This is a genomic window from Streptomyces rishiriensis (genome assembly GCF_030815485.1).
Classification (GTDB): Bacteria; Actinomycetota; Actinomycetes; order Streptomycetales; family Streptomycetaceae; genus Streptomyces; species Streptomyces rishiriensis_A.
Window position 1 is genome coordinate 1,610,068 of the sequence record NZ_JAUSWV010000002.1, and the last position, 19,019, is coordinate 1,629,086.

The 19,019-nt window shown below is 69.6% G+C and carries 16 protein-coding genes; 2 read left to right on the forward strand and 14 right to left on the reverse strand.

Annotated features, from left to right (window positions below; all coding sequences use genetic code 11):
- Positions 1 to 87: 87 nt before the first annotated feature.
- The 11 genes from QF030_RS09560 to QF030_RS09610 form a co-directional block, all read right to left on the reverse strand.
- Entirely contained in the window at positions 88 to 945 is an 858-nt protein-coding gene (locus QF030_RS09560) for a shikimate dehydrogenase (protein WP_307162226.1), read from the reverse strand.
- Positions 926 to 2,680 carry an endolytic transglycosylase MltG gene (gene mltG / locus QF030_RS09565; protein WP_307162227.1) on the reverse strand — a complete coding sequence of 585 codons (1,755 nt, stop codon included), beginning with the start codon at positions 2,678 to 2,680 and terminating at the stop codon, positions 926 to 928. Before mltG ends, QF030_RS09560 begins: the two co-directional genes overlap by 20 nt.
- A 123-nt stretch (positions 2,681 to 2,803) precedes the next feature.
- Positions 2,804 to 3,268 (reverse strand): Holliday junction resolvase RuvX, encoded by a 465-nt coding sequence (gene ruvX, locus QF030_RS09570; RefSeq protein WP_057607056.1) that lies wholly within the window; start codon positions 3,266 to 3,268, stop codon positions 2,804 to 2,806.
- Between the two features lie 8 nt (positions 3,269 to 3,276).
- Complete coding sequence (alaS, locus tag QF030_RS09575) at positions 3,277 to 5,949, reverse strand: alanine--tRNA ligase (protein ID WP_307162228.1); 2,673 nt, start codon at positions 5,947 to 5,949, stop codon at positions 3,277 to 3,279.
- Positions 5,949 to 6,296 carry a hypothetical protein gene (locus tag QF030_RS09580; RefSeq protein WP_307162229.1) on the reverse strand — a complete coding sequence of 116 codons (348 nt, stop codon included), beginning with the start codon at positions 6,294 to 6,296 and terminating at the stop codon, positions 5,949 to 5,951. Before QF030_RS09580 ends, alaS begins: the two co-directional genes overlap by 1 nt.
- A gap of 8 nt (positions 6,297 to 6,304) precedes the next feature.
- Positions 6,305 to 6,745 (reverse strand): DUF948 domain-containing protein, encoded by a 441-nt coding sequence (locus QF030_RS09585; RefSeq protein WP_062646681.1) that lies wholly within the window; start codon positions 6,743 to 6,745, stop codon positions 6,305 to 6,307.
- Between the two features lie 183 nt (positions 6,746 to 6,928).
- The gene (gene rpsD, locus QF030_RS09590; RefSeq protein WP_093775827.1) at positions 6,929 to 7,543 is read right to left on the reverse strand and encodes a 30S ribosomal protein S4; all 615 of its coding nucleotides are present in this window, start codon (positions 7,541 to 7,543) and stop codon (positions 6,929 to 6,931) included.
- Positions 7,544 to 7,845: 302 nt separating this feature from the next.
- Entirely contained in the window at positions 7,846 to 9,201 is a 1,356-nt protein-coding gene (locus QF030_RS09595; protein WP_307162230.1) for a replication-associated recombination protein A, read from the reverse strand.
- A gap of 59 nt (positions 9,202 to 9,260) precedes the next feature.
- Positions 9,261 to 9,920: a vitamin K epoxide reductase family protein gene (locus QF030_RS09600; protein WP_307162231.1), complete on the reverse strand. Its 660-nt coding sequence runs from the start codon at positions 9,918 to 9,920 to the stop codon at positions 9,261 to 9,263.
- 279 nt (positions 9,921 to 10,199) lie between these two features.
- Complete coding sequence (hisS, locus tag QF030_RS09605; protein WP_307162232.1) at positions 10,200 to 11,462, reverse strand: histidine--tRNA ligase; 1,263 nt, start codon at positions 11,460 to 11,462, stop codon at positions 10,200 to 10,202.
- A 13-nt stretch (positions 11,463 to 11,475) separates the two neighbouring features.
- The gene (locus QF030_RS09610; protein WP_307162233.1) at positions 11,476 to 12,192 is read right to left on the reverse strand and encodes an MBL fold metallo-hydrolase; all 717 of its coding nucleotides are present in this window, start codon (positions 12,190 to 12,192) and stop codon (positions 11,476 to 11,478) included.
- A 180-nt stretch (positions 12,193 to 12,372) separates the two neighbouring features.
- Here QF030_RS09610 and QF030_RS09615 point away from each other — a divergent pair, with 180 nt between their 5' ends.
- Together QF030_RS09615 and QF030_RS09620 are read left to right on the forward strand one after the other, a co-directional pair.
- Positions 12,373 to 13,188 (forward strand): peptidylprolyl isomerase, encoded by an 816-nt coding sequence (locus tag QF030_RS09615; protein ID WP_307162234.1) that lies wholly within the window; start codon positions 12,373 to 12,375, stop codon positions 13,186 to 13,188.
- 157 nt (positions 13,189 to 13,345) lie between these two features.
- Entirely contained in the window at positions 13,346 to 14,575 is a 1,230-nt protein-coding gene (locus QF030_RS09620) for a DUF349 domain-containing protein (protein WP_307162235.1), read from the forward strand.
- A 79-nt stretch (positions 14,576 to 14,654) separates the two neighbouring features.
- Here QF030_RS09620 and QF030_RS09625 read toward each other — a convergent pair whose 3' ends face one another.
- The 3 genes from QF030_RS09625 to secF all read right to left on the reverse strand — a co-directional run bounded on the left by QF030_RS09625 (position 14,655) and on the right by secF (position 19,019).
- Positions 14,655 to 17,180, reverse strand: a complete 2,526-nt coding sequence (locus tag QF030_RS09625) for a RelA/SpoT family protein (RefSeq protein ID WP_307162236.1) — start codon at positions 17,178 to 17,180, stop codon at positions 14,655 to 14,657.
- Between the two features lie 181 nt (positions 17,181 to 17,361).
- Positions 17,362 to 17,910 carry an adenine phosphoribosyltransferase gene (locus QF030_RS09630; protein WP_307162237.1) on the reverse strand — a complete coding sequence of 183 codons (549 nt, stop codon included), beginning with the start codon at positions 17,908 to 17,910 and terminating at the stop codon, positions 17,362 to 17,364.
- The gene (secF, locus tag QF030_RS09635; protein WP_307162238.1) at positions 17,907 to 19,019 is read right to left on the reverse strand and encodes a protein translocase subunit SecF; all 1,113 of its coding nucleotides are present in this window, start codon (positions 19,017 to 19,019) and stop codon (positions 17,907 to 17,909) included. Before secF ends, QF030_RS09630 begins: the two co-directional genes overlap by 4 nt.

Consider the following 19,019-nt stretch of genomic DNA (forward strand, 5'->3'; position numbering starts at 1 on the left):
CCTCCCACGTCCCGGCCCTGGAACCGGTCGCCGGTCCAGCAAGCGGACGGGGGGACGGCGAGAGGCGGGGTCACGGGTGGTGCGAGGTCACGGGTGGTGCGAGGCTCCGCGAGCGGCGAGGGCGTGCTCGCCCGCCGTGCGCATGGCCTCCACCGGCGCCGGGACCCGGCCCGTCATCTGCTCCACCTGGAGGACCGCCTGGTGCACGAGCAGGTCGAGGCCGCTGACGACCGCGCCGCCGTACATGGACCAGCGGGCGGCCAGCCGGGTCGGCCACGGGTCGTAGAGCACGTCGAACAGGGTGGCGGGGCGCTCCGGCACCGAGGCGGCGAGGGCGTCCGTGGCCCCGGCCGGGGTGGTCGCGACGACCAGCGGGAAGCGCAGCGCGTCGGCGGCGTCCGCCCAGTCGGCGATCCGGATCTCGACGTCCAGCCGCTCGGCCCACTGCCGCATCTCGGCGGCGCGGGCCGCGCTGCGGGCATAGGCGACGATCTCGCCGGTGCAGACCCGGGCCAGGGCGGCCAGGGCGGAGGACGCGGTGGCGCCGGCGCCAAGGATCGCGGCCGAGTCGACCTGCTCGACACCCCGCTCACGCAGGGCGGCGACCATGCCGGGGATATCCGTGTTGTCGCCGAGCCGGCGGCCGTCCTCGGTGAACACGAGGGTGTTGACCGCCTCGACGGAGGCCGCCGTCTCGCTGATCCCGTCGAGCAGCGGGATGACCGCCCGCTTCAGCGGCATGGTCAGCGAGAGCCCGGCCCATTCGGCGCCGAGCCCGGCGACGAAGCCGGGCAGGGCCGCCTCGTCGACCTCGAATCGGTCGTACGTCCAGCCGGTGAGTTCCAGTGCCTCGTACGCGGCGCGGTGCAGCACCGGGGAGAGGGAGTGGACGACGGGGCTGCCCAGTACCGCGGCCCGGCGGGCGTCAGTTGCCCGTGCTGGCATCGAACTTGTCCTTGAGTCTCTGGAATTCCGCGTAGGTCTTGGCGAATTCGGTATTGCTCTCGCCGTCGGTCGCCACGAAATAGATCCACCCGTCGGTGGTCGGATTCATCGTGGCCTTCAACGCGTCCTCACCGGGATTGCCGATCGGTCCCGGCGTCAGACCCCTGTTGGTGTAGGTGTTGTACGGGTCCTTGTTGCTGTTGATCTCGGACTCGCTGATATGGATCTTGCTCTCGCCCTTCAGGTAATTGAAGGTCGAGTCGAACTGGAGCAACTGATTGGTCTGGTCGTTCGTCGGCTTGAGCCGGTTGTAGACGACCTCCGCCATCTTGCGGTAGTCGTCGTGCGTCTTGCCCTCGGCCTGGACGAGGCTGGCGACCGTGATGACCTGCAGCGGGCTTTCCAGCTTGAGCGTCTTGGCCTTGGCCTCGAGGTCGTACTCGCCGTACACCTCGTTGGCGTGGGCGACCATCGACTTCAGGACCGCCTCGGGCTTCATGCCCTTGGCCGCGGCGTACGTCCCCGGGAAGAGGAAACCCTCCAACGGGTCCTTGATGTCCTCGCTGCTGTTCGCCCAGGCGGGCAGGCCCAGCGTCTTGTACTGGCTCTCCGCCACCTTTCTGGTGGCGCCGGAGGCAAGCCCGAGTTTCGTGTCGATGGCCTTGTAGACGGCCACGTTCCGCTGGCCCGGAGGGACGATCACATTGGCCTGGCTCGCCGGGTCGAGCATCATCTCCACAGCGCTCTTCGCGGACATCTCCTTCCTCAGGATGTACGCACCCGCCTGGATGCCGCCCCCTTCGGGATTGTTCGTGATAGCGGAGACGAACGCGTCCACGCTCTTGACGACGCCCGCGTCCTTCAGCAGTCGGCCGATGGCGGCGCCGCCGGAGCCCTTGGGCACCTGGACGCTCACGGTCTGCTTGGTGCCGTCGCCTGCGAAGTCCGGAGCCGCGCCGTAACGATTCTGGTAGTAGTCGTAGCCGAAATACCCGACGCCCGCGATGCCACCGCCGAACACCAGCACGACCACCAGGCAGGCGCAGCCGCTGCGGCTCTTCTTGCTCTTCTTGCTCTTCGTGCCCTTGCCGCCCCGGCCCCGCCGGTCGCCCCGGCCCTCCGGCTCGTCGTCGTCCTCGTCGTCCTCGGCCCCGCCGCCCGCGAAGAAGGCGTGCTCACCCTGATCGGGTCCCGGGTCCCAGTCGGGTTTCTGCTCGGACTCGGCTTCCGGCGCCGGCTCGGCGCGCCGCCGGGCGGGCGGCTCCGGCGGTGGGTACGCCTCCGGAGTGCCGTAGAAGTCGGGTTGTTCGGCGCCGTAGGCCGCGGCCTGCTGCCCGTAGGGGTCACCCGGGTCGGCAGCGTAGGGGACGTGGGCATGGGTGCCCGTGCCGTCCCAGCCGCCCTCCTGATACCCGTCGTGGTACGCCTGCTGGTTCTGGTGGGCGTACTGCTGGTCCTGAGCGGCGTACTGCTGCTGGTCGTAACCCTGGTACTGCGGGTCGTACTGCTGCTGACCGTAGTGCTGCTGGTCGTACTGCTGCGCCTGTCCCTGGCTCCAGTCGCCGTACTCCTGCGGCTGGTCCGGCTGTTGCGGGTAGGGGTGGTGCTGTGGCCGGCCGCCGTAGGCAGGCTGATGGCCCGTGGGGGCCTGCTGCCCTTCCCATCCGCCGTCCCCGTACAACGGGTCCTCCGGATGCCACGGTTCGGAGCCAGAGCCCCGGCCATACTCAGTCATCGATCCCCTAGAGCCGCGAGGCGGCGATCACGCGGCTTGTTCAGGCCCGTCACCGTTCCGTCTCTCTCTGTGCGGCTGCTGTTCGAACACCGCCGCATCGCGCGGAACGTTACCGTATCGCGATCAGATGACCACTTCGACGCCCTCGCCCGGCGCTTTACCTGACACCCGTTCGGATTCCAGTGCCTGCTGAAGGATGATCACAGCGGCGGCCTGGTCGATCACCGAGCGGCCCTTCTTCGCTTTCACCCCCGAAGCGCGCAGTCCCTGACTGGCCGTCACCGTCGTCATCCTCTCGTCCACCAGACGTACGGATACGGGCGCGATTCTGTTCGCCAGCTCCTGCGCGAAGCCGCGGACCTTGACCGCGGCCGGGCCCTCGCCCCCCTTGAGGGAGCGAGGCAGACCCACGACGACCTCGATCGGCTCGTACTCCTCGACCAGTTGTCCGAGACGGCGGTAGGCCGCGGGGACGTCCCGGCCGGGGACCGTCTCCACCGGAGTGGCGAGGATCCCGTCGGGGTCGCACGAGGCGACCCCGATCCGGGCGTCCCCGACGTCGATCGCGAGTCGACGGCCCTTCCTCATCGGCTCGCTCACTTGGCCGTTTCCGCCACGAGCCGCTCGACGGCGTCGACGGCGTCGCCGACGGCGGCCGGGTTCTGGCCGCCGCCCTGAGCGACGTCCGGCTTGCCGCCGCCACCACCACCGAGGGTCTTGGCAGCCGTGCGGACCAGCTCGCCGGCCTTGAGACCGTGCTCGCGGGCGGCCTCGTTGGTGGCGATGACCGTCAGCGGCTTGTCGTTGTTCACCGTGAACAGGGCGACCACGGCGGCCCGGCCGCCCTGGATCCGGCCGCGCACGTCGAGGACGAGCCTGCGCAGGTCGTCGGGGGTCGTGCCGTCGGGGACCTGACCGGTGACGAGAGCGACACCGCGGACGTCCTTGGCGGACTCCACGAGCCCGGCGGCGGCCTGGAGGACCTTCTCCGCGCGGAACTTCTCGATCTCCTTCTCGGCGTCCTTCAGCTTGCCGAGCATGGCGGAGATCTTCTCCGGGAGTTCCTCCGGACGGCCCTTGACCAGCTCCTGGAGCTGAGCGACGACCGTGTGCTCCCGGGCCAGGAAGTTGTAGGCGTCGACGCCGACGAGGGCCTCGATGCGGCGGACGCCCGAACCGATCGACGACTCGCCGAGCAGCTTCACCAGGCCCAGCTGGGAGGTGTTGTGCACGTGCGTGCCACCGCACAGCTCCTTGGAGAAGTCGCCGATGGTCACGACCCGCACCCGCTCGCCGTACTTCTCGCCGAACTCGGCGATGGCGCCCTGCTTCTTGGCCTCGTCGATGCCCATGACCTCGGCCTGGACGTCCAGGTCGCGGGCGAGGATCTCGTTGATCTTCTGCTCGACGTCGGTCATCACGGCCGTCGGGACGGCGGACGGGGAACCGAAGTCGAAGCGGAAGCGGCCGGGCTGGTTCTCGGAACCGGCCTGGGCGGCCGTCGGCCCGAGGGCGTCGCGCAGCGCCTGGTGCGTGAGGTGGGTGGCCGAGTGGGCGCGGGCGATGGCCGTGCGGCGGCGGCGGTCGATCGAGGCGTGGGCCTTGGCGCCGAGCGTGACCTCGCCTACCTGGACGACGCCCTTGTGGACGTACACGCCGGGGACCGGCTTCTGGGTGTCGCGGATCTCGATGACGGCGCCGGTGTCCACCTTGATGCGGCCGGTGTCGCCGATCTGGCCACCGCCCTCGGCGTAGAACGGGGTGCGGTCGAGGACGATCTCGACCTCGTCGCCCTCGGTGGCGGCCGGCGAGGAGGCGCCGTCGACGAGAATGCCGACAACCGTCGACTCGCCCTCGGTGTCGGAGTAGCCGATGAAGTCGGTGGCGCCGGCCCGGTCGGCGATCTCGCGGTAGGCGCCCACACCGGCGTGGCCGGTCTTCTTGGACTGGGCGTCGGCCTTGGCGCGCTCCCGCTGCTCCTTCATCAGGCGGCGGAAGCCGTCCTCGTCCACGGACAGCCCCTGCTCGGCGGCCATCTCGAGGGTGAGGTCGATCGGGAAGCCCCAGGTGTCGTGGAGCAGGAAGGCCTTGTCGCCGGCGAGCACGGTGCCACCGGACTGCTTGGTCTCGGTGACGGCGGTGTCGAGGATGTTGGTGCCGGCCTTCAGCGTCTTGAGGAAGGCGTTCTCCTCCGCGACGGCGACCTTCTCGATGCGCTCGCGGTCGGTGACGAGCTCGGGGTACTGCCGGCCCATCATCTCGATGACGGTGTCGATCAGGTCCTTGACGACGGGACCGGTGGCGCCGAGCAGACGCATGTTGCGGATGGCGCGGCGCATGATGCGGCGCAGGACGTAACCGCGGCCCTCGTTGCCGGGGGTGACGCCGTCGCCGATGAGCATCACGGAGGTGCGCATGTGGTCGGTGACCACGCGCAGCGAGACGTCCGAGTCATGGGCCTCGCCGTACTCGACGCCGGTCAGTTCGGTGGCCTTCTTGATGACGGCCATCGAGGTGTCGATCTCGTACATGTTCTGCACGCCCTGCAGGATCATCGCGAGCCGCTCGAGTCCGAGGCCCGTGTCGATGTTCTTGCTGGGCAGCTCGCCGAGGATCTCGAAGTTGTCCTTTCCGATGCCCTCGCCGCGCTCGTACTGCATGAAGACCAGGTTCCAGATCTCCACGTACCGCTCGTCGTTGACGGCGGGACCGCCCTCGGCGCCGAACTCGGGGCCGCGGTCGTAGTTGATCTCGGAACAGGGGCCACAGGGGCCGGGGACGCCCATGGACCAGTAGTTGTCCTTCATGCCGAGGCGCTGGATGCGCTCCTTGGGCACGCCAATGACCTCGTGCCAGATGCGCTCGGCCTCGTCGTCGTCCTTGTAGACCGTGATCCAGAGCTTCTCCGGATCCAGGCCGTAACCGCCCTTGTCCTGGGGCGTGGTGAGCAGCTCCCAGGCGTACTTGACGGCGCCTTCCTTGAAGTAGTCGCCGAAGGAGAAGTTGCCGCACATCTGGAAGAAGGTGCCGTGGCGGGTGGTCTTGCCGACCTCTTCGATGTCAGGCGTGCGCACGCACTTCTGCACGCTGGTGGCGCGCGACCACGGCGGCTTGACCTCGCCGAGGAAGTACGGCTTGAAGGGGACCATGCCGGCGGGGACCAGGAGCAGAGTCGGGTCGTCCGCGATGAGCGACGCCGAAGGGACGACGGTGTGCCCGCGCTCCTCGTAGAAGCTCAGCCAGCGGCGGCGGATCTCGGCCGACTCCATCAGTGGTCCTCATTCCGGTTGTGCGAGTACGTCGTGTTCTCGATGTGCTGGGGGGTACTGCGGTTGCCCTCGATGGCGGTGTGGCGCCGGGGAGCGGGGAGTTCGGGGTCCTCACGGATCCCCAGCGCCTCCCCCAGCTCGGCCTCCCGCTGGGCCATGTTGTCGCGGACGTCGAGCGCGAAGCCCACCGCGCGGTCCTTGAGGCGCGCTCCCGTCTCGAGCGCCTTGTTGGCCGCGGCCGCGGCGAGGCTCTCGGGGGTCAGCTGCTTCAGCTTGCGATTGACCTTGGTGGTGGCCCAGACACCGGCGGCGACGCCCGTGCTGAACCAGAAGGTGCGGCGGAACATCGCTGGTCTCAGTCCCTCTTTCCACGGGGCTTGCGCTTCTCCCGCCGGGAGACCGTTCGGCCCACGATCACGGTCCGCCGGGGTTCCCTGGCGGGCACGTCGTCCTTGCGGCCGCCGAGGGCCCGGCGTACGCCGTAGCCGAAGGCGGCGACCTTCACCAGGGGGCCGCCGAAGGTGGAGGCGACCGTGGTGGACAGTGCCGAGGCGTTCGACGTGACTTCCTGGACGTCGGTGGCGATCGCGTCGACCCGGTCGATCTGGGTCTGCGCGGAACGCACCGCCGCGGAGGCGTCGGCCAGCAGCGGGACGGCCTGCTCGGTCACGTCCGCGACGAGTCTGGTGGTCGCCCTGAGCGTCTGCGCAAGCCTCGCCAGCGCGACGGCGAGGAAGGAGACCAGGATGGCCCAGAACACCGCCACGAGGATGCCGGCCACCTCACCACCGGACACTGCGCACCCGCTCCCTGTCTGACGAACACCTATCTCTGGAGGCGAGCCTATCGCGCCGACGCCGGCGATCCGTACCGGATTGAACGTGCGGAAGCCCGCCGTCCCACCTGCCCGGAAGGGCAGGGAGACGGCGGGCTTCGGCACGGAAGTCCTGCGACCGCCGCAGACCGATCCGGAAAGGGATCAGCGGGCGTAGTACTCGACGACGAGCTGCTCGTCGCAGATCACCGGGATCTCCTTGCGGTTCGGCTCGCGGTCCAGGCGGAACGCCAGGGCGCCGAGGTTCACCTGGAGGTAGCGCGGGGTCTCACCGTCGGGGGCGAAGCCACCGGCGCGGGAGACCTCGAACAGCGTCTTGCTGCGGCTGCGCTCGCGGACCATGACGACGTCGTCCGGCTTGACGCGGAAGGACGGCTTGTCGACCTTCTGGCCGTTGACCTCGATGTGGCCGTGGACGACCATCTGGCGGGCCTGGTAGATCGTGCGGGCGATGCCCGAACGCAGGACCAGCGCGTCGAGACGGCGCTCGAGCTCGATGATCAGGGCCTCACCGGTCTTGCCCTGGACCTTGGAGGCACGCTCGTAGGCGCGGACGAGCTGACGCTCGGACACGTCGTACTGCGCGCGCAGACGCTGCTTCTCGAGCAGACGGACCTTGTAGTCCGAGTTCTGCTTGCGGCCACGGCCGTGCTCGCCGGGCGGGTAGGGACGCGCCTCGAAGTACTTGACGGCCTTCGGGGTCAGCGCGATGCCGAGGGCACGCGACTTCTTGACCTTGGGACGGGGCTGGTTGGCCACGATCTCTCACTTTCCAGAATTTCCGGCTTGTCAGGGTTAAGGGAGGTCGCATCCGCAGCCGGGGAAACCCGTCGGGTCCGCGTGGAACCTGTCGGGCAGCCGCTCCCCTGGTCTGGGCACATACGTGCAGCACGCGAGTTGCCCACCGACCGTTCCCGGAGTTCCGGGAGGTGATGGGCTGCCCGCGACACCGTTCGACGGTGCGCGACGCTCCTGGAGCGAGGTCCGAGGACCGGTGCTCCGGCCGACTGTCCTGTTCTGACTGCACGGGACGCGGCACTTCGGGCGAGTCTACAGGGTGCTCAGGACCCGTCGCGACCGAGGTGCTGCCTGGTCCACTCGACCGCGTCCGCGTACCGGGCCTCGGCGCCGTGCCGGGTGGGCTCGTAGTACTCGCGGTCCTTGATGGCGTCCGGCGCGTACTGCTGGGCGGCGATGCCCTCGGGAAGGTCGTGCGGATACACGTACCCCTGCGCATGGCCCAGCTTGGCGGCGCCCTTGTAGTGCCCGTCGCGCAGATGCGGCGGCACCGGGCCGGCCAGGCCCTTGCGTACGTCCTCCAGAGCGGCGCCGATCGCGGTCGTCGCGGCGTTGGACTTGGGTGCGAGGGCGAGGGCGATGGTGGTGTGGCTGAGCGTGAGGGCCGCCTCGGGGAAGCCGATCATGGCGACGGCCTGCGCGGCGGCGACCGCCAGGGGCAGCGCGCCCGGATCGGCGAGGCCGATGTCCTCGCTGGCGGAGATCATCAGGCGGCGCGCGATGAAACGGGGGTCCTCGCCGGCCTCGATCATGCGGGCCAGGTAGTGCAGGGCCGCGTCGACGTCCGAGCCCCTGATGGACTTGATGAGAGCGCTGGCGACGTCGTAGTGCTGGTCGCCGTCACGGTCGTACTTCACCGCCGCGCGGTCGACCGTCTGCTCCAGGGTCTGCAGGCTGATCTCGCTCCCGCCCTGGTCCAGGGCGGCCCCGGCCGCGGCTTCCAGCGCGGTGAGGGCGCGGCGGGCGTCGCCGCCGGCGATGCGCAGCAGATGCGCCTCGGTGTCCTCGGGGAGGGTGACAGCGCCCTTGAGACCGCGGTCGTCGGTCAGCGCGCGCCGGACGAGGTCGCGCAGGTCGTCGTCCGTGAGGGGCTCGAGGGTCAGCAGGAGGGAGCGGGACAGCAGGGGCGAGATGACCGAGAAGTAGGGGTTCTCCGTGGTCGCCGCGATCAGCGTCACCCAGCGGTTCTCGACGGCCGGCAGGAGGGAGTCCTGCTGGGCCTTGCTGAAGCGGTGGATCTCGTCGAGGAAGAGGACGGTCTCCTTGCCGTAGCCGCCGATGGCGCGGCGGGCGCCGTCGATGACCGCCCGGACCTCCTTGACGCCCGCCGTGATGGCCGACAGTTCGACGAACCGCTTGTTGGTGGCCTTGGAGACGACGTACGCCAGGGTCGTCTTCCCGGTGCCGGGCGGCCCCCAGAGGATCACCGAGGAGGGCCCGGCAGGGCCCGTGGCGCCCTCGCCGACCAGGCGGCGCAGGGGTGAGCCCGGCTTCAGCAGGTGCTGCTGGCCCACCACCTCGTCGAGGGTGCGCGGGCGCATCCGGACGGCCAGGGGGCTCCCGGCGGGGTCCTTCTCCTGGCGGTCTTCGGCTGCGGCGGTGAACAGGTCGGGCTCCACACGTCGGAGCCTACGTCAGAGGTCTGACAGTGGTCCGCGACGCCCGGCCGGTACCGGCCTCAGGCCCAGAGGTCCGCGCCCCAGCGGGTCAGGATCAGCATGGCGATGATGCCGACGTGGGTGACCGGCAGGACCCAGGTGAACTCGCCGAGGAACCGCTTCAGCCAGTCCGGGGCGGGCAGCAGGTCGTGGCGCACGTTGAACGAGGTGACGTACCAGAACATGGTGATCGTCGCGACCCAGGCCAGCGAGCACCACAGGCACAGGGCGTTGATCTTGTACAGGGACTGGTACTGGAGCCAGGTGCAGAAGGCCACGCCGAAGAGGGTGCCGAAGTTGAAGGTCAGCCAGTACCAGCGCGGGAAGCTCACCCGGGTCAGCAGGGTCATGCCCACGCAGATGACGATGCCGTAGGCGACGAGACCGAGCATCGGGTTGGGGAAACCGAAGGCGGCGGCCTGCTTGCTCTCCATGACGCTGCCGCAGCTGATGATCGGGCTGATGCTGCAGCTGGGCGTGAAGGTCTTGCCCTCGGCCTTGGCCTCGAGGATCTTGAACTTGTCGAGCGTGATGACCCAGGCGGCCAGCAGACCGGCGGCGCCGGTGATCAGCAGCAGGATCGCGAACGCACGGCTGCCGCCCACGGTCCGGAGCCCGGTCGCGGCGACGCGCTCCGGCTCGGACTCCGTGGAGACGTCTTTGACTGTCGTCTTGCTCATCACGCCGATCCGTCACTTGAGAGTTGGACCATCTTCGGGCAGGGGCCATTGTGCCGCACCGGCCCGGGTGCGCACCGTTCGGTGCGCATAAGGAGATACGTACGGTCGCCCGTCGGCGTTCGGTTCCGGCCAAGGCCAGGAGCACACCGCCGCGCGCGCGTGGCCCCCGGCGACGGCACCCTCCGGAGGGACGAACGGACGGCCGCCGGGTTGACATCCGGGCGCATGACGAAGGCGCCGGGTCGCCCGACCCGGCGCCTCCTCGGGCTCCCGCGCCCGCTAGCCCAGCCTCGACTCCAGTTCCGCCACGATCTCGTTGACGCCGATCGCCGTCTGCTCGCCGGACTCCATGTCCTTGAGCTGGACGACACCCTCGGCGAGGTCGCGTTCGCCGGCGACGATCGTGTAGCGGGCCCCGCTGCGGTTGGCGCTCTTCATGGCGCCCTTGAGCCCCCTGGAGCCGTACGAGAAGTCCGCCGCCACGCCGAGCTTGCGCAGTTCGGTGACCTTCGCGAAGAGGATCCGGCGGGCCTCCTCGCCGAGCGGCACGGCGAACACGGAGGTCGCGGGGGGCAGCGCCAGCTCCACGCCCTCCGCCTCCAGCGCCAGTACCGTCCGGTCGACGCCCAGCGCCCAGCCCACCGACGGCAGCGCGGGGCCGCCGATCATCTCGGAGAGACCGTCGTAACGGCCGCCGCCGCCCACCGCGGACTGGGAGCCCAGTCCGTCGTGGACGAACTCGAAGGTCGTCCGGGTGTAGTAGTCGAGGCCGCGGACCAGCTTCGGGTCGTCCTCGAAGACCACGCCCGCCGCCGTGATCAGCTCACGGACCGTCTCGTGGTACGCCTTGCACGCGTCGCAGAGGTAGTCGCGCAGCAGCGGCGCGTCCCCCAGCTGCTTCTGGACCGCCTCGCGCTTGTCGTCCAGGACCCGCAGCGGGTTGATCTCCGCACGGCGCAGCGTGTCCTCGTCGAGGTCCAGGCCACGCAGGAAGGTCTGGAGCGCCTCCCGGTACACCGGGCGGCATTCCTTGTCGCCGAGGCTGTTGAGGAGGATGCGGAAGTCGCGCAGCCCCAGCGACCGGTACGCCTGGTCGGCCAGGATGATCAGCTCGGCGTCGAGCGCCGGGTCCTCCGCGCCGATCGCCTCGGCACCGACCTGGGAGAAGTGCCGGTACCGGCCCGCCTGCGGCTTCTCGTACCGGTAGTACGAGCCCGAGTACCAGAGCTTGACCGGCAGGTTGCCCTGCTTGTGCAGGTTCGCCTCCAGCGCGGCGCGCAGCACGGACGCCGTGCCCTCCGGACGCAGGGCGAGCCGGTCGCCCCCCTTGGTCTCGAAGGCGTACATCTCCTTGCTGACGATGTCGGTGGACTCGCCCACACCGCGCGCGAACAGGTCGACGTCCTCGAAGCCGGGCGTCTCGACGTAGCCGTAGCCGGAGTTGCGCAGCGGGGCGGAGATCGCCTCGCGTACCGCGAGGAACTTCGCGGAACGCGGCGGGATCAGGTCGTACGTGCCCTTGGGGGCCTGAAAGGTACTCACGGAAGGTCTCTCGTCACATTCCTCGTCGGGGAGGGGTCTGCGAACCCGCTCCCTGGCCGCCGGCCGCCACCTGCCGCAGATACGGGTTGGTGGCGCGCTCCTGGCCGATGGTCGTCTGGGGGCCGTGGCCGGACAGCACCACGGTCGAGTCCTCGAGCGGCAGGCACACGCGGGCCAGCGAGTCGAGCATCTCGGCCATGTCGCCGCCGGGCAGGTCGGTGCGTCCGATGGAGCCGGCGAACAGCAGATCCCCGGAGAAGAAGACCGACGGGACGTCGGCCGTCTCGGGCATCAGGAAGCTCACCGACCCCTTGGTATGGCCCGGGGTGTGGGCGACGGAGAACTCCAGCCCCGCCAGGTCCAGCCGGACGCCGTCGGTCAGCTCGCGGACGTCGTCTGGCTCCCCCACGGTCAGCTCGCCCATCAGCGGCATCCCGATGGACCGGCCGAGCGCCTTCTCGGGGTCGCTCATCATGTAGCGGTCCTCGGGGTGGATCCAGGCGGGTACGTCGTGCGCCCCGCACACCGGGACGACCGAGGCCACATGGTCGATGTGGCCGTGGGTGAGGACGACGGCGACGGGCTTGAGCCGATGCTTCCTGATCGCTTCCTCGACTCCCGGGGCCGCCTGGTGGCCCGGGTCGATGATCACGCACTCCTCACCGGAGGCGGGGGCGACGAGGTAACAGTTCGTCCCCCAGGCCCCGGCGGGGAACCCGGCAATGAGCACGATCGTCCTTCGTTTGTGTCGATACGCGTGGGCTTCTGGGCAGCTGCGCCAGTGGTCAGAGCCTACCGGCGCTGCCGTTTCCTCAGCGAACCCATATACGGTACGGGGCACACGCAGGCGGTCGGCTCACAAGACGCACGCGTCCCAGTCGACGTACGAGACGCACGAGGAGAGAACCCGGTGGTCACCCAGGAACAGCGGAAGCGTCAGCTCGCCCGGGAGAAGTTCTTGCGGCAGCAGCAGCGGCGCACCTCCGCGCGACGCAGGGCGCGCGTGCGCAACTCGGTGATCGCGTCGGTGCTCGGCGTGATAATCATCGGCAGTCTGGCGCTGTACACGACGGGCGTCCTGAAGGACGACGACAAGGCCAACGCGAGCGCGGACACGACGCCGTCCGCGACGCCCAGCGCCGTCAAGGACCCGTGCGAGAAGGCGGCCGCGGGCTCGGTCAAGACGCAGACCTGGAAGAAGGAGCCGGCGGTCACGATCGACAAGTCGGCCAAGTACACGATGACCCTCGCGACGACGTGCGGGGACATCGGCATAGCGCTCAAGGCGAAGGCCGCGCCGCACACGGTGAACTCGTTCAGCTTCCTCGCCGGCAAGGGCTACTTCGACCACACCAAGTGCCACCGTCTCACCACCAACGGCATCTACGTGCTCCAGTGCGGCGACCCGACGGGCAGCGGCAGCGGCGGTCCCGGCTACACCATCCCGGACGAGAACCTGAAGGACACCAGCCTCAAGAACAACATCTACCCGGCGGGCACGATCGCGATGGCCAACACCGGTCAGGCGCACACCGGCGGCAGCCAGTTCTTCCTCGTCTACCAGGACAGTCAGCTGCCGCCGAGCTACACGCCGTTCGGCACGGTGTCGGCCGACGGCATGAAGGTTCTGCAGAAGATCGCCGCCGCGGGTGAGAACACCGGCGCGGGCGACGGAGCCCCGAACGCGACGGTCGTGATCAACAAGGCGACGGTCGCGAAATCCTGACGGCGACCTGCCGACCAAGGGGTGGTCAACTGCGCAATTTCGGTCGCGCTGGATGCGGACAGGCGCCCCGCCGGTCGCCTATGTTGGCCGTGACGAAACTGTGGACGATGCCCAGGGGCGCTGAAGCCCCTCGGAGGCATCATGTGGAGGAGGCGCTGTGAGCAGCGACCCGTGGGGCCGCGTCGACGAGACGGGGACCGTGTACGTGCGTACGGCCGACGGCGAGCAGGTGGTCGGTTCCTGGCAGGCAGGCTCCCCCGAGGAGGCGCTGGCCTATTTCGAGCGCAAGTACGAGGGCCTGGTTGTCGAGATCGGCCTCCTCGAGAAGCGGGTGAAGACCACCGATCTGTCGACGAAGGACGCCCAGGTCGCGATCGACCACATCCGCGAACAGGTCGACGCGCACCACGCGGTCGGTGATCTCCAGGCCCTGCGGGAGCGGCTGGACAAGCTGGTGGCGACCGTCGAGTCGCGGCGCGAGGAGCGCAAGCAGCAGCGGGCCAAGCAGTCCGACGAGGCCCGCAAGGCCAAGGAGGACCTGGTCACCGAGGCGGAGCAGCTGGCGCAGTCGGACCAGTGGCGGGCCGCCGGTGAGCGGCTGCGGTCGCTGGTGGACACCTGGAAGGGTCTGCCGCGTCTCGACCGCAAGTCGGACGACGAGCTGTGGCACCGGTTCTCGCATGCGCGCTCGGCGTTCTCCAAGCGCCGCAAGGCGCACTTCGCCCAGCTGGACGCGCAGCGCGAGGAGGCCCGACGGACCAAGGAGCGGCTGGTCACCGAGGCCGAGGCGCTGTCCGGTTCGTCGGACTGGGGTCCGACCGCGGCCCGCTACCGCGAGCTGATGGCGGAGTGGAAGGCGGCGGGCCGCGCCCAGCGCGAGCACGAGGACGACCTGTGGAACCGCTTCCGCGGCGCCCAGGACGTCTTCTTCGCCGCCCGCAGCTCGGTGTTCGCCGAGCGGGACGCGGAGCAGACGGAGAACCTGAAGCTCAAGGAGGAGCTGGCCGAGGAGGCCGAGAAGCTCCTGCCGATCGGTGACCTGAAGGCGGCGCGTGCCGCGTTCCGCTCGATCAACGAGCGCTGGGAGGCCATCGGCCATGTGCCGCGCGACGCCCGGCCGAAGGTCGAGGGCCGGATGCACGCCGTGGAGCGGGCGATGCAGGAGTCCGAGGAGGCCGAGTGGCGCCGGACGAACCCGGAGGCGCGCGCCCGTGCCGCGGGTCTGACCGGTCAGCTCCAGGCCGCCGTGGACAAGCTGCGCAGCCAGATCGACCAGGCCCGCGCCCAGGGCAACTCCGCGAAGGCCGACAAGCTGGAGCGTGAGCTGGAGGGCCGCCAGGCGCTGCTGGACCAGGCTCTGAAGGGTCTCCAGGAGTTCGGCGGCTGACGAGAACCGCTTCTCCCGGCCCGTCCGGTCCACGCAGAGGCCCCCGTACACCGCGTACGGGGGCCTCTCCTGTGCTGGGTTACGGCCTGCGCGCCGAGGTCACCCGGTACACGTCGTAGACGCCCTCCACGCCGCGTACGGCCTTCAGGACGTGCCCCAGGTGCTTGGGGTCGCCCATCTCGAAGGTGAAACGGGAGGTGGCCACCCGGTCTCGGGAGGTCTGCACCGCCGCGGACAGGATGTTGACGTGCTGGTCGGACAGCACCCGGGTGACGTCCGAGAGGAGGCGGGAGCGGTCCAGGGCCTCGACCTGGATGGCGACCAGGAAGACCGAGGACTGGGTGGGCGCCCACTCGACCTCGAGGATGCGCTCCGGCTCGCGGGACAGCGACTCCACGTTGACGCAGTCGCTGCGGTGAACCGATACACCGCTACCGCGCGTGACGAAGCCGATGATGGGGTCGCCGGGAACCGGCGTACAACAGCGGGCCAGCTTGACCCAGACGTCGTCGACGCCCTTGACGACCACGCCGGGGTCCTGGTTGCTGCGCCGCTTGCGGCCACGGGAGCGGGGCGACGGGACCGCGTCGTCGATCTCCTCGGTGGCCGCCTCCTCGCCGCCGAGGGCCTGCACCAGCTTCTGCACGACGTTCTGCGCGGCCACATGGCCCTCGCCGATCGCCGCGTACAGCGAGGAGATGTCCGGGTAGCGCATCTCGTGCGCGAGCGTGACCAGCGAGTCACCGGTGAGGATGCGCTGGATCGGCAGGTTCTGCTTGCGCATCGCCCGCGCGATGGCGTCCTTGCCGTGCTCGATGGCCTCGTCGCGGCGCTCCTTGGAGAACCAGGCCCGGATCTTGTTGCGGGCCCGTGGCGACTTGACGAAGTTCAGCCAGTCCCGGGACGGTCCGGCACCGGCCGCCTTGGAGGTGAAGACCTCCACCAGGTCGCCGTTGTCCAGGGTCGATTCCAGCGGGACGAGGCGCCCGTTGACGCGGGCTCCTATGGTGCGGTGGCCCACCTCGGTGTGCACCGCGTACGAGAAGTCCACGGGCGTGGCCCCGGCCGGCAGCGCTATCACGTCGCCCTTCGGCGTGAAGACGAAGACCTCGTTGCGCGACAGGTCGAAGCGCAGGGACTCCAGGAACTCGCCCGGGTCCTCGGTCTCCTTCTGCCAGTCGAGGAGCTGGCGCAGCCACGCCATGTCGTTGAGGTGGTCGTCCTTGCCGGTGGTCCTGGGCTGGTCCGAGCGCACCTTGGAGGCGCCGGCGACGGCCTCCTGCTTGTACTTCCAGTGCGCGGCGATGCCGTACTCGGCGCGGCGGTGCATGTCGAACGTACGGATCTGGAGCTCGACCGGCTTGCCGTTGGGGCCGATGACCGTCGTGTGCAGCGACTGGTACATGTTGAACTTCGGCATCGCGATGTAGTCCTTGAACCGGCCGGGGACCGGGTTCCATCGCGCGTGCACCGTGCCGAGGGCCGCGTAGCAGTCCCTGACCGTGTCCACGAGGACGCGGATGCCCACCAGGTCGTAGATCTCCGCGAAGTCACGGCCGCGGACGATCATCTTCTGGTAGACGCTGTAGTAGTGCTTCGGGCGGCCGGTGACGGTCGCCTTGATCCGGGCGGCGCGCAGGTCGGCCTGGACCTCGTCGGTCACTATGGCCAGGTATTCGTCACGCTTGGGAGCTCTTTCGGCCACCAGCCGTACGATCTCGTCGTACATCTTGGGGTAGAGGATCGCGAAGGCGAGGTCCTCCAGCTCCCACTTGATGGTGTTCATGCCGAGACGGTGGGCGAGCGGCGCGTAGATCTCGAGGGTCTCGCGCGCCTTCTTCTCCTGCTTCTCGCGCTTGAGGTAACGCATGGTGCGCATGTTGTGCAGCCGGTCGGCGAGCTTGATGACCAGGACGCGCGGGTCCTTGGCCATGGCGACGACCATCTTGCGCACCGTCTCGGCCTGCGCGGCCTCACCGAACTTGACCTTGTCCAGCTTGGTGACGCCGTCGACGAGCAGGGCGACCTGGTCGCCGAAGTCACGGCGCAGGTCCTCCAGGCCGTACTCGGTGTCCTCGACGGTGTCGTGCAGCAGGCCCGCCATCAGCGTGGCCGGGTCCATGCCCAGCTCGGCGAGGATCGTGGTCACCGCGAGCGGGTGCGTGATGTACGGGTCGCCGCTCTTGCGCTTCTGACCGCGGTGCCAGCGCTCCGCGACCTGGTAGGACTTCTCGATCTGGCGCAGCGTCGCCGTCTCGATCTTGGGGTCGTTGCTGCGCACTATCCGCAGCAGCGGTTCCAGGACCGGGTTGTACGGGTTCTGGCGCTGGACGCCGAGCCGGGCGAGGCGGGCGCGGACGCGGTTGGAGGAGCCGGAGCGGGCCGAGGGCTGCGCGGCGGCCGGTCGGCCCGCGGGCGCGGCCGAGGAGCCGTCGGGCTGGGCCGGCTTGGGCCGGGGCTGCTCGGCCGGCTTGTCGACCGGCGCGGACCGGTCGTGCTCGACCGCCCCACGGCCGTCGTCCTTCGCCTGCGACGCGGGCGTGGCCGCGGGGCCCGAGGCGGACTCGGGCTTGGCGGCGGTCAGATGCTGGGCCTCGTCTGGCAAGAGGACTCCTCGTGCGCGATCCGGGTCCCCGGTCAGGCTCCGGAGAACCCATCGTAGCGATCCTGAGCCCAAGGATCGCCTTCAGGCCGGTGTGAGGGCCGTCAACCGGAGAAACACAAGGGGCGGGCTCCGGATTCCTCCGGGCCCGCCCGCTTGGCGTACGACGATGCCGGCACCGCGCTCAGATCGTGAGCAGCGCCTCCAGGGGCGCTCCGCGCAGGGCCGCCTCCAGACGGGGACGGCCGTCGAGGAAGCCCAGCTCCATCAGGACGGCGACGCCCGCGACCTGGGCGCCCGCTCGGTGGATGAGCTGGATGGACGCCTCGGCGGTGCCGCCGGTGGCGAGGACGTCGTCGACGATCAGCACACGGTCGTCGGCGGACAGGTCCTCGGCGTGCACCTCGATCTCGGCCGAGCCGTACTCCAGGTCGTAGGCCTGGCCGAGGGTGGCTCCGGGGAGCTTGCCCGCCTTGCGCACCGGGATGAAGCCGAGGCCGGCCCGGACGGCGACCGGGGCGCCCAGGATGAAGCCCCGGGCCTCCAGGCCGACGACCTTGGTGGCGCCGGTGCGGTCCGCGATCGCGGCGAACGCGTCGGTGAGCGCGGTGAAGGCCACCGGGTCCGCCAGGAGCGGGGTGATGTCCTTGAACATCACCCCCGGCTCCGGGTAGTCGGCCACGTCACGGATGCGGCTGTGGAGCAGCGCCGTGATGTCGGTCAGCTCGGTCATCGGCGCTTCCCCGACGGACGGCCGCGGCCGCGGCCCCGGGACGCGGGCTGGTTGCGCGGCCCGACGACCGCGGCTTCGGCGTCCTCCGGCTCGTCGCCGTAGATGTCGTCGCCACGGTGCGGCGCGGGCGCCTCCTCGGCCGACGCCTGGGCGCGCTTGGCCAGGACACGCTTCTTCAGAGCCTTGATCTGCGGCTCGCGTTCCTTGAGGTCGGCGACCAGCGGCGTGGCGATGAAGATCGAGGAGTACGCGCCGGCCGCGAGGCCGACGAACAGCGACAGCGAGATGTCGTTGAGCGTGCCCGCGCCGAGGAAGCCGCCACCGATGAACAGCAGTCCCGCCACCGGCAGCAGCGCGACGACCGTGGTGTTGATGGAGCGGACCAGGGTGCCGTTGATCGACCGGTTGGCGATCTCGCTGTAGGTGAAGCGGGTCTGCTTGGTGAGGTCCTTCGTCTGTTCCTTGAGGGAGTCGAAGACGACGACCGTGTCGTACAGCGAGTAACCGAGGATGGTCAGCAGACCGATCACCGTACCGGGCGTGACCTCGAAGCCGACGAGGGCGTAGATGCCGACCGTGATGGTGATGTCGTGGATCAGGGCCACGAGGGCGGCGATGGCCATGCGCCACTCGAAGGCGATCGCCAGATAGATCACGACCAGGACCATGAAGATCGCCAGGCCCTGCCAGGCCTTGCTGGCGATCTGTTCGCCCCAGCTGGGACCGACCAGTTCGGCGGTGATCGTCTCGGGGTCGGCCTTGAAGTCCGCGGCCAGGTCGTCCTTGATCTGGTTGGACTGCTTGATGTCCATGCCGGCGATCTGGATGCGCAGCGTGCCGTTGCCCAGCTTCTGCACGACCGCGTCATGGCCGGACGCCGACTTCGCGTACTCCTCGGCCTGGGAGACGGAGACGCTCGTCTTCTCGGTGGTGAAGACGGCGCCGCCCTGGAAGTCGATGCCCATGTTCAGGCCGCGCACCGCCAGGCCGACGATGGCCGTGATGGTGATCAGGATCGAGATGCCGTACCAGAGCTTGCGGTGACCGATGAAGTCGTAGCTGATCTCGCCACGGTGCAGCCGGGCGCCGAGGTTACCGAGTTTCGACAT

What these genes read in the sequence shown, in the direction of transcription:
- QF030_RS09560 (WP_307162226.1), bottom strand. Translation starts at nt 945, where the DNA reads ATGCCAGCACGGGCAACTGACGCCCGCCGGGCCGCGGTACTGGGCAGC.
- mltG (WP_307162227.1), bottom strand. Translation starts at nt 2,680, where the DNA reads ATGACTGAGTATGGCCGGGGCTCTGGCTCCGAACCGTGGCATCCGGAG.
- ruvX (WP_057607056.1), bottom strand. Translation starts at nt 3,268, where the DNA reads ATGAGGAAGGGCCGTCGACTCGCGATCGACGTCGGGGACGCCCGGATC.
- alaS (WP_307162228.1), bottom strand. Translation starts at nt 5,949, where the DNA reads ATGGAGTCGGCCGAGATCCGCCGCCGCTGGCTGAGCTTCTACGAGGAG.
- QF030_RS09580 (WP_307162229.1), bottom strand. Translation starts at nt 6,296, where the DNA reads ATGTTCCGCCGCACCTTCTGGTTCAGCACGGGCGTCGCCGCCGGTGTC.
- QF030_RS09600 (WP_307162231.1), bottom strand. Translation starts at nt 9,920, where the DNA reads ATGAGCAAGACGACAGTCAAAGACGTCTCCACGGAGTCCGAGCCGGAG.
- QF030_RS09630 (WP_307162237.1), bottom strand. Translation starts at nt 17,910, where the DNA reads ATGACCGAGCTGACCGACATCACGGCGCTGCTCCACAGCCGCATCCGT.
- secF (WP_307162238.1), bottom strand. Translation starts at nt 19,019, where the DNA reads ATGTCGAAACTCGGTAACCTCGGCGCCCGGCTGCACCGTGGCGAGATC.